Source organism: Roseovarius salis, from assembly GCF_044472985.1.
GTDB classification, from domain to species: domain Bacteria; phylum Pseudomonadota; class Alphaproteobacteria; order Rhodobacterales; family Rhodobacteraceae; genus Roseovarius; species Roseovarius salis.
In genome coordinates, this window is record NZ_JBISDG010000038.1 from 16,330 (window position 1) to 35,828 (window position 19,499).

At 68.6% G+C, this 19,499-nt stretch carries 21 protein-coding genes; 4 read left to right on the plus strand and 17 right to left on the minus strand.

Going from position 1 to position 19,499, the window contains the following annotated elements; all coding sequences use genetic code 11:
• Nucleotides 1-93: 93 nt before the first annotated feature.
• The 13 genes from pufC to ACH13J_RS14550 all read right to left on the minus strand — a co-directional run bounded on the left by pufC (nucleotide 94) and on the right by ACH13J_RS14550 (nucleotide 11,180).
• Nucleotides 94-1,188: a photosynthetic reaction center cytochrome PufC gene (gene pufC / locus ACH13J_RS14490; RefSeq protein WP_397544060.1), complete on the minus strand. Its 1,095-nt coding sequence runs from the start codon at nucleotides 1,186-1,188 to the stop codon at nucleotides 94-96.
• A gap of 3 nt (nucleotides 1,189-1,191) precedes the next feature.
• The gene (pufM, locus tag ACH13J_RS14495) at nucleotides 1,192-2,178 is read right to left on the minus strand and encodes a photosynthetic reaction center subunit M (protein WP_397544061.1); all 987 of its coding nucleotides are present in this window, start codon (nucleotides 2,176-2,178) and stop codon (nucleotides 1,192-1,194) included.
• Nucleotides 2,179-2,181: 3 nt separating this feature from the next.
• Nucleotides 2,182-3,021 carry a photosynthetic reaction center subunit L gene (gene pufL, locus ACH13J_RS14500; protein WP_397544062.1) on the minus strand — a complete coding sequence of 280 codons (840 nt, stop codon included), beginning with the start codon at nucleotides 3,019-3,021 and terminating at the stop codon, nucleotides 2,182-2,184.
• A 124-nt stretch (nucleotides 3,022-3,145) separates the two neighbouring features.
• Nucleotides 3,146-3,313 carry a light-harvesting antenna LH1, alpha subunit gene (gene pufA / locus ACH13J_RS14505; RefSeq protein WP_397544063.1) on the minus strand — a complete coding sequence of 56 codons (168 nt, stop codon included), beginning with the start codon at nucleotides 3,311-3,313 and terminating at the stop codon, nucleotides 3,146-3,148.
• 14 nt (nucleotides 3,314-3,327) lie between these two features.
• Nucleotides 3,328-3,477: a light-harvesting antenna LH1, beta subunit gene (gene pufB / locus ACH13J_RS14510; protein WP_397544064.1), complete on the minus strand. Its 150-nt coding sequence runs from the start codon at nucleotides 3,475-3,477 to the stop codon at nucleotides 3,328-3,330.
• Nucleotides 3,478-3,611: 134 nt separating this feature from the next.
• Nucleotides 3,612-3,839 carry a cytochrome PufQ gene (gene pufQ, locus ACH13J_RS14515; protein WP_397544065.1) on the minus strand — a complete coding sequence of 76 codons (228 nt, stop codon included), beginning with the start codon at nucleotides 3,837-3,839 and terminating at the stop codon, nucleotides 3,612-3,614.
• 3 nt (nucleotides 3,840-3,842) lie between these two features.
• On the minus strand, nucleotides 3,843-5,315 hold the full coding sequence (bchZ, locus tag ACH13J_RS14520; protein ID WP_397544066.1) for a chlorophyllide a reductase subunit Z: 1,473 nt from the start codon (nucleotides 5,313-5,315) through the stop codon (nucleotides 3,843-3,845).
• A gap of 88 nt (nucleotides 5,316-5,403) precedes the next feature.
• Entirely contained in the window at nucleotides 5,404-6,978 is a 1,575-nt protein-coding gene (gene bchY / locus ACH13J_RS14525; RefSeq protein ID WP_397544067.1) for a chlorophyllide a reductase subunit Y, read from the minus strand.
• Nucleotides 6,975-7,112 (minus strand): hypothetical protein, encoded by a 138-nt coding sequence (locus tag ACH13J_RS14530; protein WP_397544068.1) that lies wholly within the window; start codon nucleotides 7,110-7,112, stop codon nucleotides 6,975-6,977. Before ACH13J_RS14530 ends, bchY begins: the two co-directional genes overlap by 4 nt.
• Nucleotides 7,105-8,109 carry a chlorophyllide a reductase iron protein subunit X gene (locus ACH13J_RS14535; protein ID WP_397544069.1) on the minus strand — a complete coding sequence of 335 codons (1,005 nt, stop codon included), beginning with the start codon at nucleotides 8,107-8,109 and terminating at the stop codon, nucleotides 7,105-7,107. The genes ACH13J_RS14530 and ACH13J_RS14535 overlap by 8 nt, the downstream gene beginning before the upstream one ends.
• Nucleotides 8,106-9,047, minus strand: coding sequence for a chlorophyll synthesis pathway protein BchC (bchC, locus tag ACH13J_RS14540; RefSeq protein ID WP_397544070.1), 942 nt, complete (start codon nucleotides 9,045-9,047; stop codon nucleotides 8,106-8,108). Before bchC ends, ACH13J_RS14535 begins: the two co-directional genes overlap by 4 nt.
• A gap of 126 nt (nucleotides 9,048-9,173) precedes the next feature.
• Nucleotides 9,174-10,283: a methyltransferase gene (locus ACH13J_RS14545; protein ID WP_397544071.1), complete on the minus strand. Its 1,110-nt coding sequence runs from the start codon at nucleotides 10,281-10,283 to the stop codon at nucleotides 9,174-9,176.
• Nucleotides 10,284-10,310: 27 nt separating this feature from the next.
• The gene (locus ACH13J_RS14550) at nucleotides 10,311-11,180 is read right to left on the minus strand and encodes a polyprenyl synthetase family protein (protein WP_397544072.1); all 870 of its coding nucleotides are present in this window, start codon (nucleotides 11,178-11,180) and stop codon (nucleotides 10,311-10,313) included.
• Between the two features lie 92 nt (nucleotides 11,181-11,272).
• On the opposite strand from ACH13J_RS14550, the gene crtD reads away from it, so the two are divergent.
• Nucleotides 11,273-12,862, plus strand: coding sequence for a 1-hydroxycarotenoid 3,4-desaturase CrtD (crtD, locus tag ACH13J_RS14555; protein ID WP_397544073.1), 1,590 nt, complete (start codon nucleotides 11,273-11,275; stop codon nucleotides 12,860-12,862).
• Entirely contained in the window at nucleotides 12,817-13,689 is an 873-nt protein-coding gene (gene crtC, locus ACH13J_RS14560) for a carotenoid 1,2-hydratase (protein WP_397544079.1), read from the plus strand. The genes crtD and crtC overlap by 46 nt, the downstream gene beginning before the upstream one ends.
• Before the next feature lie 4 nt (nucleotides 13,690-13,693).
• Here crtC and ACH13J_RS14565 read toward each other — a convergent pair whose 3' ends face one another.
• From ACH13J_RS14565 to ACH13J_RS14580, 4 genes are read right to left on the minus strand one after another with little or no spacing between them, the layout of a single operon-like run.
• A complete protein-coding gene (locus ACH13J_RS14565) occupies nucleotides 13,694-14,725 on the minus strand; it encodes a sodium:calcium antiporter (protein ID WP_397544074.1) in 1,032 nt (343 codons plus the stop codon).
• 34 nt (nucleotides 14,726-14,759) lie between these two features.
• Entirely contained in the window at nucleotides 14,760-15,236 is a 477-nt protein-coding gene (tspO, locus tag ACH13J_RS14570; protein ID WP_397544075.1) for a tryptophan-rich sensory protein TspO, read from the minus strand.
• On the minus strand, nucleotides 15,233-16,282 hold the full coding sequence (gene crtB / locus ACH13J_RS14575) for a 15-cis-phytoene synthase (protein WP_397544076.1): 1,050 nt from the start codon (nucleotides 16,280-16,282) through the stop codon (nucleotides 15,233-15,235). Before crtB ends, tspO begins: the two co-directional genes overlap by 4 nt.
• Nucleotides 16,279-17,832, minus strand: coding sequence for a phytoene desaturase (locus tag ACH13J_RS14580; protein ID WP_397544077.1), 1,554 nt, complete (start codon nucleotides 17,830-17,832; stop codon nucleotides 16,279-16,281). Before ACH13J_RS14580 ends, crtB begins: the two co-directional genes overlap by 4 nt.
• A 109-nt stretch (nucleotides 17,833-17,941) precedes the next feature.
• On the opposite strand from ACH13J_RS14580, the gene crtA reads away from it, so the two are divergent.
• Nucleotides 17,942-18,649, plus strand: a complete 708-nt coding sequence (gene crtA / locus ACH13J_RS14585; protein WP_397544080.1) for a spheroidene monooxygenase — start codon at nucleotides 17,942-17,944, stop codon at nucleotides 18,647-18,649.
• Nucleotides 18,646-19,499: ATP-binding protein (locus ACH13J_RS14590; protein WP_397544078.1), on the plus strand; the 854-nt coding region annotated here is incomplete at its 3' end. The genes crtA and ACH13J_RS14590, both read left to right, overlap by 4 nt.

A 19,499-nucleotide genomic window follows, 5' to 3' on the forward strand; every position in this document is an offset into this window, starting at 1 on the left:
GGTTCCGGCGTCGCCCGCGCATCGGGGTCGGGACGCGAACGGCGCGATGTGATGGCCCGGGGCGCGGGTGATCCCCCGCCCCGGGTTCCGGCGTCAGTTTCCGTAATCCGGCTCGCCGCTGGTGGTTGCCAGCTCCGGCCAGTCCGCGATCACGTTGGTGCCCTGAAGCGGCTGCTGATAGCCCTTGTGGCAGGTCTTGCACGCCGCCTTGGGCGCGTCCTGCTTGACCGGGCCAAGCCGGTGCTCCGGCAGCAACCCGCCCGTCGGCACGAGGTAGTCGTTGTTAAGCTCCAGCACCATCTGGATGCCAAGGGACTCGGTCGCCCATTGCGGCGTCACCTGCGCCCCGTCATAGAAGGCGCGCGTGTTGTGACAGAAGGTACAGTTCACGCCGAGCGAGTTCGAAACGTAGTTCATCAGCGAATACGTCCGCTCGGCCTGCTGGATGCCCGGATAGCCATCCTCGCCCGGCACGCCGGCAACGCGGCTTTCCAGATCGTGCACGGCGATCATCTCACCTTCCAGCAGGTAAGCCTTGAGCGCATCCGAGGGCAGGGAGGTATACTGGCTGAGCGGCGTCACACGGTTCTGGTTGGCCGACCAGCCCGCCATGTTCTCGTTCACCTCGCCGAGGTCGAACCAGATGTCGCTTGGCACGGGCTCGCCACGGTGGCAGGTGTAACAGGTCACGCCCACCTGCTTGTTGGCGTTGACGTGGCCGGCCCAGTTCTCGTTGAGGTTCTGTGTCATGCCGATCATGACGTAGCCCACCGATGTCTGGTAGCTTGCCGGATCCTCGAACAGGTCGGGAATCCCGGTCCAGGCGCGCATGGCCGCCAGCAGGCGATCGTAGTTCTCGACCGTCAGACCGTCCAGCCCGGGCGGCACGTTCTCGCGTGCCTCCGCGGCCGTCTGCTCGCCACCTTGCGGCACCACCGGATCGGAGGTCGTGGCGAGGAACCCGGCGATGTCCGGGTCGGGCTCGGCCAGCTCTGCCTTGAACTCGGGCACCGACATGCCGTTGCCGCGCGGGCCGGTCTGCAGGCTGTCCGTGGCGAAGGGCTGGCCAAAGGCCACCAGCATCGTCGCGCCGAACACCGCCGCCCCCGCGACGCCCACGAGAATCGCCGGGCCGTAGATGTTGGTGGGGTTGTCGGCGTTCCACTTGTTGAACCAGTTGGGTAGCATCGCTCAGTCCTCCTGCCCGATGAAGGCCTCGTAGGACCCGTAGGCCTCGTAGCCGTAGGAACCGTCATACATCGGGGCGAAATTGTGCTCCTGTGCCCAGATGAACCAGTTATCCACCACCGTCCCGGTCAGCAGGATGCCGATCCCGCCGGTGATGGGCGTGAGGACCGCGAACCACCAAGCCCAACGGTGAATACCCTCCATCGTGGCGTTGAAGCCCATCGTCCAGCGCCAGAACAGCGCCGCCCGCTCCGAGGCCGTGCCACGGTCGACGATCTGCTCCAGCTCGCGGTCTCCGCCGAAGCGGCTGACGGCGAGGATCGTGGCGCCGTGCATCGCGAAAAGCAGCACCGAGCCGTACAGGAACACGATCGAGAGGCAGTGGAACGGGTTATAGTAGAGGTTGCCGTAGCGGATTGAAAACGCGGTGGTCCAGTCAAGATGCGGAAATATGCCGTAGGGCACCGCCTCCGACCACGACCCCATCAGGATCGGGCGGAACAGCCCCAGCACAAGGAACAGCCATATGGCCGAGGCGAAGGCCCACGCCACGTGCTTGCCCATCTTGTGCTCCTGCGCCAGCTGGTAGGTGCGCAGCCACCATGCCATCACGCTGACCAGCAGGAAGAACGACGATATGATGTACCAGCCGCCATCGTTGAGCGGCGGGATGCCCAGCCCGTACTCCGGCCCCGGCGGCTCCAGCGCCAGCCAGAAGAGCTGGCGCAGGAATTCCGGGATCGACCAGCCGACCTGGGACAGCATGTTCAGCCCGACGATGACGAACCACAGCAGGCCGGTCGCAAGGCTGATCCAGCCCAGCATGCCCAGCTTGATCGGCCCGATCTGTGCGTTGCCCAGCCAGCCGACGAGCCGGGAAAAGAACGGCGTGCCGCCGCGCTCGGCCATCAGCTCGCCGCTATCGTCCATGCCCCATTCGGGCGGTCCCTCGACCTGCACCTGAGTGAAGATATTCTGATATTCAGCCATTGTTCACATCCCCACCTGAGAGGGCCAGATCGGCAGTTCGAGCCACCAGTTCCACCATTCGGGCCAGCCCTTGGTCCAGACCGGGCCGCTGATGATGATGCAGATGGCCGACCAGAACCCGGCGTTGAGCGCCAGCAGCAGGCCCAGGCGATGGATGCCAAGCGTGCCCACCGAGTAGCCGATGAAATCGCGGAAAAACGTGTCCTCGTGATCGGGCGTCTTCATTTCCTCGCCCTTCTCGGGATTCGCCGCCGAGAGTATCAGCCCGCCATGCAGCGCCAGCGCGAGGCAGGTGGTGAAAAAGAACGTCACCGCCAGCATGTGCGCCGGGTTGTAATGGAAGTGCAGGTAGGCGTAGCCGGTATTGCTGACCCAGTCGAGGTGGCTGAAGATCCCGTAAGGAAAGCCATGTCCCCATGCCCCCATCAGCACCGGCCGGAACACCACCAGCGTGACGTAGGCGAAGATGGCCACCCCGAAGGCAACGGGCACGTGATAGCCCATGCCCAGCTTGCGGCAGATTTCGACCTCGCGCAGCGCCCAGCTGACGAAGGCGCCGATGGCGCAGATCGTGATGATCTGCCACAACCCGCCCTCCATGAGCGGCGCCGCACCGAGGCCGTAGCTCAGGTCGGGCGGCGCGATATTTATGAGCCACGGGTTCCAGGTGCCCTGGTGCGCCGCGCCCCAGAAGATCAGGATCGTCCCCAGAAGCGCGAAAAAGGCGGTCGTGACCCCGAAGAAGCCCACGAAGAAGGGCCCCACCCAGAAGTCGAACAGATCGCCGCCGATCAGCGTCCCTCCGCGAACGCGATACTTTCTTTCAAAGCTAAGCAAAGCCATGTGTCGTCTCCGCGTTTCGGCGGCCGGTCCCGTTCAATGCCAGGCCGTCGTCATTGGAATTCGGTCGGCTGCGGGCGACCGTGACCGCCCGCAACCCTTGGTATCGGACGTGCGTCCCTGGGTTTCACTCCTCCACGGCAGCCCGTGCCGCAGCGGCGTTCTCGAACCAGTTGACGCCGTTCGACAGAACCACGAGGTGGATCATGACGGCCAAAAGGAACAGAAAGACGCCCTGCGCCACGAACACGCGGCGCGGATCGAAGATGAGCCAGATCTTGTAGAACTTAGACATTCCTAGATCCTCCCTCAGAACCAGGGGGCCCAGATGTAGGTCGCGATGTGCGCGACCAGTGCAATCGCCGCGAACAGCCAAAGGCCGCTCATGTAGACGGAATGCAGCTCCTGGGCCTGCTCGTCGGTGAGACCTGTAAAGGACAGGTCGGTGTTATCAGCCATGAACTTTCCTCCGGAACGTTATGCTGACGCCGCGACCCCCGCGGCCGGGTCCGTCGGGGCCTGACCGGCCCTTCCGGTTCCTGTCCGCCCTTGCAGGGCGGCAGCTCGTGTCTCGGTCTCCGGGCGTCATGCGCTCAGGCCGAGAAAATCAGTGGTGTGGTCCGGTCCGCCTCGGCCCAGGCGCGGGCCAGCGGGCCGCGCAGGTCCAGCGTGCGGTGCCGGACCACGTCCCGCACCCACCGCACGGTCGCGAATGGGAGCGCCAGCAGGAAGATCAACGCGAAATACAGGTGAAATTCCGCGTTGCGCCGACGTCCGCCGCTGTCGCGCGGCGGCGGCGTGTTGGAGGTAAGATCGGTCATTTTTCAGTCCTCCTTCCGAACTGTGCCCATGTCGGGCGATAAGGCTTTCACGGTTTCCAGCACCACGCGCTCCGCCCCCTGCCGGAGCGCGGCGTCCTCCGCGGCATCGCGCAGGGTCTTGGCGGCGGATATGCGGGTGAGCACGGGATGGCCCGCGACGATACGGTCAAGCTCGGCCTGGGCATCGGCATCCCATGGGAAATTGCGCCTCAGCGGCGTGGGCGTCGCGGCGGCGGCGTCCATCTCGGAACCAAGCGGCAGGATGTGGAACAGCGCGTCGAACAGCCCGTTGCACACCTCCTGCAAAAGGTAGGTCGCGCCGGCGTAACCCATCATCGGTGTGCCGGTCGCCCGGCGGATCGCCGCGCCGGGAAAACTGGCGGGGATGAAGGCAGGGCTCGGGCCGTGCCCAGTGGCGAGCTCGGCAAGGTACATTTTCTCGTTGATCGAGCCCATCAGGATCAGCGGCCGATGCCGCCCCACCAGCGCGCGCACCTCCTCGTTGTTCGTCTTGGTGCCCGCCGAGCGCGCCACGGCAAAGGCGCAGGGCAGGCCGAGGTCACCCTCGAGGAAATGGCGGATGCCGCGGGCATAGGTCTCGTTCGCGACGATCCCGAAACTGGCGGTGGCAAAGAAATCCTGCGTGACCGAACGCCACAGGTCCCAGACCGGCTTGATCGTGGAATGCTTCTCGGTCTCGATGAAGGGCTCCGGGTCCAGCCCCAGCAGTTCCCCCAGCTTGCGCAGGAACAGCGTGGTGGACTCCACGCCGATGGGGGCCTGCAGGTAAGGTTTGCCCAGAAGCTCGGCCAGGCCCCGGCCGAACTCGCGGTACATGCATATATTGACGTCGGCGTTCACCAGATCGCGCATCTCGGCCAAATGGCTGCCCAGCGGCATGACCATGTTGACCTCGGCGCCGATCCCCTCGGCCAGCCGGCGTATCTCGGCGAGGTCGGACGGCATGTTGAACGTGCCGTACATCGGACCGAGGATGTTGACGCGGGGCTTCGCGCCGTCCTCGCGCTTCTTCTCGGGCGGCATCCGGCCCTTGGTCATCCCGAACTCGGTAAAGATCCAGGTCATCGCGCGGTCCGCGGCTTCCCACTGGTCCTCGTCGATGGTGCGCGGCAGGAACCGCTGGATCGTCGTGCCCTCGGGCGTCACGCCGCCGCCGATCATCTCGGCGATGGAGCCGGTCACCACCACCGCGGGCAGCGCCGGGTCGAACTGGTCCCAGGCGCGCTTCATCGCGCCCTCGGTGCCGTCGCGCCCCAGCTCTTCCTCGCCCAGCCCCGTCACCACGATGGGCAGCTCGTGCGGCGGCAACGCGTCGGTGTAGTGCAGCACGCTCGTGACCGGCAGGTTCTCGCACCCCACGGGGCCGTCGATCACCACCTGCAGCCCCTTGACGGCGCAGAAGGCATAGACCGCGCCCCAGTATCCGCCGGCCCTGTCATGGTCCTGGATCAGCATCCCGGCGCCCCCCGTGTCTTCTGGCCCGAAATATCCCGGGGGTCCGGGGGCAGCGCCCCCGCTGCGCGATATGCCCCCCGCGCCGGCATCAGATCATCTCCTGCGCCTTGCGGGCGCGCTGCTGCTTGTCGAGCTTCTTCTGGTTGGTCGCGCGGAAATCCGGGCGCAGGTTCGGCGCGCCCTCCCATATGCCGGCGCTGTCGCCCTCGCCCACGCCCTCGAAGAAGGCCTTCATGTGGTCCATGCGCTCCTTGTTGGCGATGGCGGCATTGATCACCTCGGCCAGGCTGCCGGCGCCGGCGGGCCCCATCAGCGGCCGCGCCGAGATGAGGTTGGTGAAGTAGAGCCCCGGCACGCCCAGTTCCTTGGCCTTCTGCACCACCGGCGTCGTGCCGATGGCGAGGTCGGGCTTGATGGTCTCCATCGCGGCACAATCATCCTCCAGCGACGCGCGGAACCTGACCGTCGCGCCGCGGGCGCGCAGCCAGTCGGCATCGGCCTCCGACCACGGGGTGCGCGGGCAGGCGGTGCCGACGTAAGGAACATCCGCCCCGCTCTCGACCAGCAGACGCGCGACCAGCAGTTCGCTGCCCTCGTAGCCCGAAAGTGTCACCGTGCCGTCGATCGGGGTCGCTGACAGCGCCGCGTCGATGGCGGGCAACACGGCGTTCTGCGCCTCGGCCACCTTGTCGGCAGGCACGCCGTGGGCGTCCCCGATCGCGGCCAGCCACGCGGCAGTGCCCTCGCGGCCCACCGGCGCGCTGCCCACCACGGGGCGGCCCGCGGACTCGAACTCGCGGATCGCGGCGGTATAGAATGGATGGATCGCCGCCGCCACGCCGCAATCCAGCGCGGCGTAGAGTTCGCGCCACTCCCGGCACGGCACCACCGGCCCCGCGGCAAGGCCCATCGGCGCCAGCATCTGCCCGATCATCACCGGGTCGGCGGGAAACATCTCGCCCAGCAGCGTCACCGTGGGCAGGTCCGACACACCACCCTCGGGGCGGGCCACCGGGCCGGCCTCGATCTCCTGCCGGGCGTAGTTCAGCATCGCCCCGGCCAGCACGTCCTTGGCCTCGGCGTGGGTGGGGATGCCGAACCCCGGCACGTCGATGCCGACGATGCGCACGCCGTTGATCTCGTCGGGCAGCAGCCGCAGCGGCACGCCGCTGGCCGTGGGCACGCACAGGTTGGTGACGACGATCGCGTCGAAACGGTCCGGGTCGGCCAGTTCGTGCACGCTGTCGCGGATGTCCTCGAACAGCTTGCCGGTGACCAGCGTCTCGGAGTTGAAGGGCACGTAGCCCACCGACCGCCGCGCGCCGTAGAAGTGGCTGACGAAGGTCAGGCCGTAAACACAGCAGGCCGATCCCGACAGGACCGTGGCCACCCGCTTCATCCGCAGCCCGACACGCAGCGAGCCAAAGGCCGGGCACATCGACTGCGGCTTGTCATGCGGCCCCTGCGGGTAGTCGCGGGCATACTGGTCGAGGATCTCGCTTTGCCCGGCCATGCGGGCGGCGCGTTCCATCTCGGCGCCGGAGTGACAGCCCAGACCTGGGTCGCCGTCCGGCACGCGCGGGTCTGCCGGGGCCGCATCGTGCTCCGGACCGGTGGTCACCTCGGCAGAGCCGGCATCGTCGTATGTCACTTCCTCGGTCATTGCGCTTCCCGCTTGGGTTCGGGGCAGCCGCCGTCGGAGATGTCGCGCAGCAGGCGCTGCAACTGTTCCGGGCGGGCCGCGCGCAGCATGGCGCGCACGATCAGCTTGTCAGCCTCGCAAGAACGGTCAGGCATCGTCATAGACCACCTCCAGGCTCTCTTGCGCGGCGGCGTTCTTGCCGCGCATGTCAGCGTCGGTCGCGGGCTCCAGAACCACGTCCGCGCCGGTGTCGGAGCCATCGAACAACCCCAACAGCCCGTCCTGGTCGAGCGGGGCCGGGCGCACCGGCGGCGCGGCCGACACCTCGTCGGCCAGCCCGGCGAACAGGCTGCCCCACGGGCTCTCGGCGGTGCCGACGATCTGGTAATTGGCAGATTTCTTGCGCAGGTCGTCATCGGCGGGAATGGAGGCCAGCAGCGGCACGCCGACGGCCTCGGCAAAGGCATGCGCCTCGCCAGAGCCGTCATCCTTGTTCACCACCAGCCCCGCGACGCCGACATTGCCGCCCAGCTTGCGGAAATACTCCACCGCCGAGCAGACGTTGTTGGCAACGTAGAGCGACTGCAGGTCGTTGGAGCCGACGAGTATCACCTTCTGCGCCATGTCCCGCGCGATCGGCAGGCCGAAGCCGCCGCAGACCACGTCGCCGAGGAAATCCAGCAGGACATAGTCGAAATCCCAGTCGTGAAAGCCCAGCTTCTCCAGCAACTCGAAGCCGTGGATGATGCCGCGGCCGCCGCATCCGCGGCCGACCTCCGGGCCGCCCAGCTCCATCGCGAAGACGCCTCCGCGCTTGAAGCACACGTCGCCGATCTGAACCTGCTCGCCCGAAAGGTTCTTCTGCGTCGAGGTCTCGATGATGGTGGGGCACGCCTTGCCCCCGAACAGCAGCGAGGTAGTGTCCGACTTTGGGTCGCAACCGATGAGCAGAACGCGCTTGCCCTGCTCGGCCATCATGTGGCTGAGGTTGGCCAGAGTGAAGCTCTTGCCGATCCCGCCCTTGCCGTAGATGGCGATGATCTGGGTTTTCTGGGTGGGCTCGCCGTCGTTGATGACATCGGCGAGATCCTCGTGCGCCTCGTCTCGCAGGCGCTGGTCGAAATCCTTCAGGTTGGGTACGTCGTCCTTCACGCTGCAGCCTCCCAGTCGAGTATCATTTTCAGGCAGGACGGGTCGTTGAAGGCGGTTCGATAAGCCTCCGGCGCGTCCTGCGCGCGGGCGCGGTGTGTGATGAGGCCGTCCATCGACAGCGCGCCGCTTTCGATCAGCGCGGCAGTCGCGGCCAGGTCGTCGCGCGTCCATTCCGCCGCGATGCGGAAGCGCGCTTCCTTCATGAACGCCGGTGCGAACGCGAAGCTGAGATCGCCGGGATAGAACCCCGCGAGCACTATCTCGCCGCCCTTCTCGATGCGGCCGACGAGGTCGTTGAGGATCGTCTCGTTGCCCGAGGCATCGTAGACCGCCGTGTAATCGCGGCGCGGGTCGTCCTGTGGGTCCATTACCGCGTAACCCTCGGCGCCGTCGCGGCGGTCGGCCTGGCTTTCCCACACCGTGGGGGCGGGGGCGCCGGCGGCCAGCGTCAGGCGGGCCAGCAGCCGGCCGAACACGCCATGCCCCACGATCAGGTCGGGAACAGCCTTGTCGAGCCCGGCCATGGCGTGCCGCGCCGTGGCCGCGAGCGCCAGCAGGGCGCCCCGATCGCCCAGCGCGGGATCGATCCGGGTCACACGGTCGGCCGCGGTAACAAGCCGGGCGGCCGCCCCGCCGAACAGCCCGCGCGCCCCATCGAAACAGTCGGCCCCGGGAACGAAGACATGATCGCCGACGCGCAATCCCGTGTCCGGGGCGGCCTCGACCACCTCGCCAGCGGCCTCGTAGCCGGGAACGAGAGGATAGCCCATGCCCGGGAAGGGCGGCATGCGCCCTGACCAGAAAAGCTTTTCGGTGCCGGTGGAAATGCCCGAGCAGGCGATATCAACCACGATATCACCCGCGCCGGGCGTCTTGAGCGCGAGCGTGTCCAGGTGAAGATCCTCGGGACCTTTCAGGTAGACAGCACGGGTATCCATTGTGACCTCCGTCCCCGGCCCGACCGTCGGTCAGAGAGACTCGATTCCTGCGGCGGGCGATATATGTAAGTGTAATGATACAGCTCTATGCGTCAAGTTTAGTTTACACTTTTCCCGCAAGCGCCGTCAGCCGGGCTTTACGCAGCTCAGCGCGCAGGTGACGTAGGGGCGCGGCGCGCGCGGGACGCGAAGCTGCGAGAAACCGGCCGCGCAGCACATGGCGGCAATCTGTTCGGCCGAACGCACACGCCCGGTCCCCATCGCCATGGTGTAGAATGCAAAGTAAACGTCGCCCACGGGATCGGGCCGCGCCCCGCCGGACATGGGCTCCGACACGATCAGCCGGCCACCCGGCGGAAGAGCGGCATGCACCTTGGCCAGAAGTTCGGCGACCGTGTCATCCGCGTGATCGTACAGCACCCGGACAAGCGAGATCGCGTCCGCGCCACCGGGCAGCGGCCCCTCGCGGAAGGAGCCGCCAACACAGGTCACGCGCCCCCCGAGCCCCGCCCGGGCCAGGCGGCGCCGTGCCTGCGGCACGACGCCGGGCAAGTCGAAAACCGTAACACCAAGCGCGCGGTGGCGGCCTGCAACCTCTGACGCGAAAACGCCCGACCCCCCGCCCACATCCATCAAGTGGCCCACCCCCCGCAGCGACACCATGCGCAGCGTGTCCTGCGCCACGAGCATCTGCGACTGTGCCATCAAGTCCGAGTAGCGCGCGGCATCATCGGCCGAAACGTCGCCCGCCTGCCCCGTGACGTACGGCCAGAAACGCGCCATGCGCGTTTCACCGTCACCGCGCAGGAGCGCGACGGGATCGGCCATGTCGCGGTAGAATCCATCATGATGGCGGATCATCGACTCCAGCCCCGGCACGCCCAGCAGGGCCGCACCCTTCCGGGAGATCCGGAACCGGCCATCGCGCCGCCGCTTCAGCAACCCCATCGCGGCGCCCGCCTGCAACAGGATCTCGATCCGCTCGGGCGCGACGCCGCTGGCGGGCACGGCTTCCTCCGGGGCGGCCGGCCCGTCCATCAACCGGTGCAGCACGCGCAACTCGATCAGTGCGGCCAAGACCTGCGACCGGACAAAGCCCTGCACGATATCGAAGATGTCGGCCCCGTCACGCGCCACCATGCGCCGCACGACAGGCAGGCGCGCCGCGATCCGCTGCACATCGGCACGCCGCGCCAGCGCGTTGACCCATGCCACGGGATCGGACACGCGCGGCATCGGCGGATCGCGCTGCACCACCGCGCGTCAGGCCCGACCGGCGGCCGGCATGGCCGGCATGATACGGTCCGCCTGCATCTTGACCATCTGCGCCAGCTCTGCCTCGCCCGGGCAGGACGGGATCGAGGCGATCGCCCCTGCCAGAATGTCGGACAGGCGTTCGGTCGCCCCGCAGAGTCCGAGCTCGGCCACCGCGTTCGGCCGCCCGTGCAGCGCGTCCTGCCCCGCCGGCTTGCCAAGCGCCTCTGCGTCGAGGACCGCGTCCCGCAGGTCATCGGCCACCTGGAACGCCTCGCCGATCCGCGCGCCAAGGTCGCGCCAATTCTCGGGGTCGTGCCCGGCGGCGATGGCCCCCATTTCCGTGGCGGCGATGAACAGCGCCCCGGTCTTGGACCGGTGATAGGCCTGCAGATCCACCTGCGGCTCGCTTTCCCATCCCTGCCCCGCGCAGATGCCATCGGGCATCCCGGTGCGCCGCGCCAGCGAGAGCGTCAGCGCGGCGCACCGCTCCGGCGCCTCCGACGCCGCGCGCGCCAGCACCTCGAACGCGAGCACGATCAGGCTATCGCCGGTCAGCACCGCCAGTGGCTCGGAATAGGCGCGATGCACCGACGGCTTGCCGCGGCGCATGTCGGCGTCATCGAAACAGGGCAGGTCGTCATGGACGAGACTGGCGCAATGGATCAGCTCCAGCGCGGCCGCCGCAGCGTCGGAAATGCGGGGACGGTCGTCGCCGCAGGCCATCGCCACCGAAAGCAGGATGGTCGGACGTATACGAGCCCCACCCGGCGCGGTCGCGTAGTCCACCGCCTGCGCCAGGCGCCGCGGCGCGGCGCCACCACGGGCCACGGCGATGGAGCGGGACACGGCCGCTTCGATCCGGTCGTTCAGTGGCATTGGCGGCGCCTCCTTTGCGTGTAATCTTTTTATAACAGTATATGTGTAAGTTATACTGGACACTCCGGCGCATCGAGTCAACAATCGCGTCCATGGCTTTCTGCGCACCCCACACACCCGGCGCGGGGCGGGTCGTCATCGTCGGCAGCGGTATCGCCGGGCTCGTGGCGGCGGCGCGGCTGGCTCATGCGGGACTGTCCGTTCTGGTCATCGACCGCCACGGCACCCCCGGGGGCAAGATGCGCGCCCTGCCCTCGTCCGCCGGCCCCGTGGATGCCGGGCCCACGGTGCTGACCATGCGCGCCGTGTTCGACGAGCTGTTCGCCGAGCTGGGCGAGCGGCTGGAAGACCATGTCGGCCTCTTGCGGCAGCGTATCCTCGCGCGGCATTTCTGGCCCGATGGCAGCCAGCTCGACCTGTTCGACACCGAGGCGGACAGCACCGAGGCGATCCGCGCCCTTGCCGGAAAGCGTGCGGCGGGGCAGTTCCGCGCGTTCTGCGCCCGGGCACGCGATCTCTTCGACGGGTTCGAGACGCCGGTGATGCGCACACCGGCCCCATCCCTGCCAGCGCTGGCCCTGCATGTCGCGCGAAATCCGGGCCTGCTGGGACGGATGGCGCCGCTATCCACCCTCCACGACCTGCTGCGCCGCAGCTTCGACGATCCGCGGCTTGTCCAGCTGTTCGGCCGATACGCCACTTACGTCGGCGGGGCCCCAGACCGGGTGCCCGCGCTCCTTGCCCTGATCTGGCAGGCCGAGGCGGCAGGTGTCTGGGCCGTCGAGGGCGGCCTGCACCGACTGGCCGACGCCATCGCGGAACTGGCCCGGCTGCGGGGGGCTGAATTCTGCTACGGCGCGGATGCGGCCTCGATCGAGACCGCGGGCGGCGGTGTTCGTGCCGTGACGCTGGCCGATGGCACGCGCCTGCCCGCAGGCTCCGTGCTGTTCAACGGGGACCCAAGGGCGCTGGCCACCGGGCGCCTCGGGGCCGACGTCGCCGGCGTCGCACCGCAGACCGCGCAAGCGCCCCGCAGCCTGTCAGCCGAGGTATGGGCATTCGCCGCCGTGCCGCAGGGGCCCGAGCTGGCGCATCACAACGTGTTCTTCCGCGCCGATGCGCAGCCGGAATTCGACGCGTTGGCCGCGGGCCGGCTGGATCCGTCGCCAACGCTCTATGTCTGCGCGCAGGACCGCGCCGGCACGGCACGGCACCGCGGCCCCGAGCGGTTCGAAACCATCGCAAACGCCCCGCCACTGAGCGGGGACACACCACGACAGGAGGTCGACCAATGCCGGACACGCACCTTCGGGACGCTCGCCCGTTTCGGGCTGCGCTTCGGCCCGGAACCGGGGGATCAGACCCTGACGACGCCGGAGGGTTTCGACAGCCTGTTCCCGGCCTCGGGCGGCGCCCTCTACGGGCAGAGCCCGCACGGGATGACGGCGGCGCTGCGCCGCCCGACGGCGCGGACGTCGGTGCCGGGGCTCTACCTCGCCGGCGGCGGGGTGCATCCGGGGGCGGGGGTGCCGATGGCGGCCCTCTCCGGCCGGCATGCGGCCGCGGCGATCTTGAGCGACCGGATTTCAACCTCGATATCCCCCGAAACGGCTACGCGTGGTGGTACATCGACGGGATCAGCGACAATGGCCGGCAGGCCGTCAGCGTCATCGCGTTCATAGGCTCGGTCTTCTCGCCATGGTACGCGTGGTCGGGGCGCAAATCCCCCGACAACCATGTCTGCATGAACGTCGCCACCTACGGCCCCGGCGGCCGCTTCACCATGACGGACCGCGGCCGCGACGCGCTGCGCCAGAGCCGCGAGCGCCTGACCATCGGGCCATCATCGATGACGTGGCGTGACGGCGAGCTGGTCATCGAGATCGACGAGATCGCGTCCCCGCCGCTGATTTCGCGCGTGCGCGGCACGATCCGGGTGACCCCGTCGGCCCTGACATCGGTCGAACTGCCGCTCACGCCCGACGGCACCCATGTCTGGCGCCCCTTCGCCCCCACCAGCGCCATCCGGGTGGACCTGGACGCGCCTGGATGGCAGTGGGACGGGCACGGCTACTTCGACGCCAATTTCGGCACCCGCGCGCTGGAGCAGGATTTCGATTACTGGACATGGGGCCGATACCCCACGCGCGGCGGCAGCACGTGTTTCTACGATGCCACGCGCCGCGATGGCAGCCGGCTGGGCGTCGGCGTCGCCTTTGACAGGGATGGCACCGCCCGCAGCGTGACGCCGCCACCGGCGGCGCGCATGCGCCGCAGCCTCTGGGCCGTGGCGCGCGAGACGCGGGCCGACAGGGGATACGCGCCCGAACAGGTCCAGCCGATGCTGGATGCACCCTTTTACTGTCGCGCGGCAGTGCGCACGCGGCTGGAGGGCGAGGAATCGGTCGGGGTTCACGAGGCGCTGGACCTGCGGCGCTTCCGCTCGGCCCTGCTCAAGCCCATGCTGGCGGTGCGCGTGCCGCGGCGGGCGCGCTGGCGGTTCGGCTGAACCGTTATCCCCGCCACGTCTGAAGCGCGGCAGCACCGGCATAGAGCAGCAGCAGGCACAGGCTCTCCCAGCCGATGTTCGCTGGGCCGCGCCGCTCGCGCAGGATCAGGCCCAGCAGAAGGATGCCGGCCATCATCTGCCCCACGATCACCCAGAAAAGATCGGCCGCCCCGATGGCATGGTAGAGCGATCCCTCGCGGTACGCGATGTCCGAAAGCGTCAGGAACAGCACGTCGAAGGTGTTGCCGCCGATGATGCCGCCCACGGCCAGCTGCAGCGCCCGCCGGCGCACCGCGGCCAGCGTGGTGACAAGCTCTGGCAGCGAGGTGACGACAGCCGTCATCAAGGCCCCCACCAGCGCCGAGGACAGGCCGAGGCGGTCGGATATCTCCGCGCCGCTGCGGGCCACCGCCCACCCCGCGATGCCGAGGATCAGCATCAGCCCCCCGAAGGGCAACAGCAGGTGCAGCGCCGGCTTGGCCGCGTCACCCGAATCGTCCGGGGCATCGTGGCGCGTCTCGCGCGTGCGGCGCGCCGTCCACATCGGCCGGCGCCGCACCCCCACGCTGGCATAGGCGCCGGCGATATACATGCCAACCAGCACCGCCGAGGCCGGGTGCACCGCCCAGAACGAAATCTCCGGCGTGACGTGGGCGGCAACCGGCACGGCGAGCATGAGAACCAGCAACGCGGACTGGAACAGGTTCGCCAGATCGGCGGCGGCATGTTCCAGATTGGCGCGACGATAGATCACGTCCGCCAGCGCGAGAAACGCCGTCTGCGCCGCGATACCGCCGATGCCGTTGGAAAAGGCGAGCGACGCCCGCCCGTCAAGTGCCGAGGTGATCGAGACGATCGTTCCCGAAAGCGATGTCGCGGCGCCGAGCAAGAGACCCCCCGTGACCGCCTCTCCCAGCCCGGTGCGGTCGGCGATCCGGTCGGCCATCCCCGTGATCGCGGTTCCCGCCAACAGGATGACGCCGGCAGCAAGGGCAAAGACCGTCAGGTAGGCGGCAAGGGAAAGGTCGGCCAGCATGACGTGTCAGCCGGCCGCGCCGGCGGGCATGCGTCTACGCCTCTTCGGCACGCCCGGCCTCGTCAGGATTGAGCCGGATAACCGCCAGGTTCAGCGCCCCGGCCACGCTCACCCATGCGAGGTAGGGCACGAACAACAGCCCAGCGATCCAGTCCACCTGCCACAGCGCAACCATCGTCGCCGCCACCGACACCCACAGCGCGGACAGCACGATCAACCCCAGCTTCATCCGCCGCAACCCGAAGAAAACCGGCGTCCACAGCCCGTTGAGCGCGATCTGCAGGCCCCATAGCGCCATCGCAAGCGCGTTGTCGGGGCTGACGGCCGCCCGCGCCCCGGCGGCGGCGATGCAGATGTAAAGCGTCGTCCACGCCACCGGGAACAGCCAGTCCGGCGGCGTGAACCACGGTTTTCTCAGCCGGGCATACCAAGCGCCCGGCGGGAAAAGACCGCCGGTCGACCCGGCGGCGAAGCATGCCGCCAGAAACACCGCGAAGCAGATCCAGATCATGCGCTCTCTTTAAACCGCGGCGCGCCGGGCATCAATGCCACGCGCGCTTCCATCTCCTGCGCCTTCAGCCCGGCCATCGTGCGATAGAGCGTATCGCTCCAGTCCGCGGCCCCGGCATTGGGGTCCGATGCCGCCTCGACGAGAAAGAGGGTTTCCGGCAACGACCTTGCATGGATGACGGGCGAACGCGGCATCATGGCGGTGCCTGCGCTGCGCAGGACCGACAGCATCAGCCATCCCAATTTCTGCCGGCCGGTCGTTCGCGCCCGCCCCGAAACCGAATCGTGGCCGGCACGGCGCACGGAGCCGCCGATACCACCGTAGATGTATCTCGCGGCGAATATCCCCGGCCGGCACGCCAGCGGCAGCGCCCCGATCCCGGCCTCGGACCGCGCATAGAGATCCTCCGCCTCGCGCAGGAGCCGCCGGACGATGCCGCGCACGGCCGCATCCGGCCGCGGGTCGGCAAGAAACGACTCCGGCGCGATGCCGGCCTCCTCCAGCCAGTCGGTGGGCAGGTATAGCCGCCCCTCGCGGGCATCCTCGCCCACGTCGCGGGCGATGTTGGTCAATTGCATTGCAACCCCGAGGTCGCACGCCCGCGCCAGCGCGTCGGGGTCGCGCACCCGCATGAGCACGCACATCATCGCCCCCACCGCCGAGGCCACCCTGGCCGAGTAGGCGCGCAGCTCCGACAGGGTGGCATAGCGGCGCCCGCCCGCGTCCCAGGCCAGCCCTTCCAGCAACGCCTCGGGCAGGGCGCGCGGCATGCCGTATTCCTCGATCACGGCGGCAAAGGCCCGGTCGGCCGGGGTATCGCATGGGCGGCCGGCATAGGCGCGGTCCAGCCTCTCCTGCAGCCGCAGTACCGCGCCGGCCTTGGCCGGCTGCAGGTCAACCGCGTCATCGGCCAGCCGGCAGAAGGCGTAGAGCGCCAGCGCCGGGTCGCGCAGCGAGCGCGGCAGCAGCCGGGAGGCGGCGTGAAAAGAGAGCGACCCGTGCCGGATCGCCTCGGTGCAATGCGCCAGGTCGCGGGGGTCCTTCATCGATGAATTGCCCCCTGCGGATCGGGCACCACCTGCTCCAGCACCTCGGCGCTTGAGATCACGCCGGGCAGGCCCGCGCCCGGATGGGTTCCCGCGCCGACCAGGTAGAGCCCGTCCGCTTCCTCGCTCACGTTGTGCGGGCGGAACCACGCGCTTTGCAGGATGCGCGGCTCGATGGAAAACCCCGTGCCATGGGGGCTGAGATACCGCGATCGGAAGGTTTCCGGCGTGAACACGCAAGAGGCGGAGAGATGATCGCCCAGCCCGGGCAGCAGCCGCTCCTCCAGCACCGACTGCACCCTTTGCCGGTAGCTTTCTTCGATTTCCGCCCAGTCGACCGGTTCGGCATGGCCCAGATGCGGCACGGGGCTTAACACGTAGAAGGTGTCGCCACCCCCGGGCGCCACGGTCGGATCGGTGACGCTGGGGCGGTGCACGTAAAGGCTCATGTCGTCGGCCAGCCGCCCGCGGCGGAAGATGTCGCGCACCAGCCCCCCGTATCGCGGTCCGCTCAGGATGGTGTGATGCCCGGCGTCGGGCCACTTTCCCGAGGTGTCGCGCGTGCCGAAATACCACAGGAACAACCCCATCGACCACCGCGACCGCCTGAGCCGGCGCGGCGTCCAGCGCCGCCGCCGGTGATTGCGCAGAAGGTGATCGTAAGTATGGCCGGCGTCGGCGTTGGACACCACGATATCGGCCGTCACGATTTCGCCCCCGGTCAGCCGCACGCCGCGCGCGCGGCCGGCCTTGAGCAGGATCTCGTCCACCTCGGCGTTCTGCCGGATCACGCCGCCCTGATCCTCGATCACGCGAACCATGGCGCGGGCGATGGCATCCACCCCGCCCATCGCGTAGTGCACGCCGAACTGCTTTTCCAGGTGGCTGACGAGCGCGTACATCGAGGTCACGCGGAACGGGTCGCCCCCGATGAACAACGGGTGGAAGGACAGCGCCATGCGCAGCCGCGCGTCCTTCACCCGCCGGGCGGCATGGGCCGCGACCGACCGGTCGGCGCGCAGCCGCGCGAAGGTTGGCAGCACCTTGATCAGGTCGCGCAGCCGGTGCATCGGCCTCCGGCCCAGATCCTCGAATCCCACCCAGTAACGCCGCTCAGCGTCGGCGAGGAAGGTCTCGTACCCCGCCACGTCGTCCGGCGACAGGCGCGCCACCTCGGCCCGCATGGCGTCGTCATCCTGCCGCGCGGCGAAACGGCTGCCGTCGGGCCAGTGGATCTCGTAGAACGGATCGAGCGCGCGCAGGTCGATCTCGGCGTCGAAGTCGCGGCCGCAGGCCCGCCAGAGGTCGCGGAACACCTGCGGCACGGTCACGATCGTGGGACCGAGGTCGAAACGGTGGCCGTTGTCGGTGATGGCCGATCCCCTCCCGCCGGGGCTGTCGAGCCGGTCAAGCACCGTGACGCGGTAGCCCTTGGCCCCCAGCCGCATGGCCGAGGCCAGACCGCCAAGGCCGGCACCGATCACCACAGCATGGGCGGCGGCGCCCTGCACGGCCTCTTGGGCGAGTCGCGGATCAACACGTGTCAACATATGACAAGCCTACACCTGTCCAGTTTGATTGACAATCGTGCCAAGCGGTCTTTTCTTGAACCCGCAAGCGTGTCAATAATCGCGGACAGATCAACGCGGGAGCGAAACGATACAGACCGTCAGCCTCAGCTTTTTCCGCTTCGACACGGGGCCGGGCCGGGTCTGGGCCTTCGTGATGATGGGTCTCGCACGGCTTTCGCTGCCGCGGGTCGATGGCATCGGTTTCTGGAAGCTCTGCGGGTCCGGCACGGGCGAGGGGTTCACGCCGCTGCCCAACACCGGCGTTTACGCCATCCTCGCCACGTGGCCGGATGTTGACACCGCCCGCGACCGCACGGCGCATGCAAGGGTTTTCCGCCGCTATCACCGCCGCGCCAGCGAAAGCTGGACGGTCTTCCTGACCCCGGTTTCGGCGCGCGGGGCATGGGCAGGCACGGCCCCCTTCGCCCCCCAGCCCGACGCCGGTACCGGCCCGATCGCGGCGCTGACGCGGGCCACCGTCAGGCCATCGGCGGCGCTGCGGTTCTGGCGGCGCGTGCCCGGCATCAGCGACGTGATCGGCGACGACCCCAACGTTCTTTTCAAGATCGGCATCGGCGAAGTGCCGCTGTTGCACCAGGTCACCTTTTCCATCTGGCCCGACGCGGACAGCATGGCCGCCTTTGCCCGGCGCGACGGCCCGCACGCCCGCGCGATCCGGGCGGTGCGAGAGGGGGGCTGGTTCCGCGAGGAGCTTTACGCGCGCTTCCGCGTGTGCGGGACAGCGGGAACCTGGGGCGGCAGAATGCCTCTTGAAACGGTCGGAGCGATGACATGACAGGCGCCTTTCCCTTTTCCGCCATCGTCGGGCAGGACCAGATGAAGCTGGCGATGATCCTCACCGCGATCGAGCCCCGCCTCGGCGGCGTGCTGGTGTTCGGCGACCGGGGCACCGGCAAGTCCACGGCGGTGCGCGCGCTGGCCGGCCTGTTGCCGCCCATCACGGTGGTCGCGGGCTGCCCCGTCAACTCCGCCACCCCGGCGGACTGCCCGGAATGGGCCGGCGTCACGGCCACCGCCACGCATGAGCGCCCGACCCCGGTCATCGACCTGCCACTTGGCGTGACCGAGGACCGGGTGACTGGCGCGCTGGATATCGAGCGCGCACTGACACAGGGCGAAAAAGCGTTCGAGCCGGGGCTGCTGGCGCGCGCCAACCGCGGCTATCTCTATATCGACGAGGTCAACCTGCTGGAGGATCACATCGTCGACCTGCTGCTCGACGTGGCGCAATCGGGCGAGAACGTGGTCGAGCGCGAGGGGCTGTCGATCCGCCATCCCGCCCGTTTCGTGCTCGTGGGCTCCGGCAATCCCGAAGAGGGCGAGCTGCGCCCGCAGCTGCTGGACCGGTTCGGCCTGTCGGTCGAGGTCGCCTCGCCCACGGATATCGGCGACCGGATCGAGGTGATCCGCCGGCGCGATGCCTTCGACACCGATCCCGAAGGGTTCACGCAGGCATGGCGAGGGGAGGATGCGGCGATCCGCGAGCGCATCCTCGCGGCGCGCGAGCGCACAGGCGGGATGGAGCCTGACGAGGACGTGCTGCGCGACTGCGCCGCGCTGTGCATCGAGCTGGGCGCCGACGGGCTGCGCGGCGAACTGACGCTGCTGCGCGCGGCGCGGGCGCT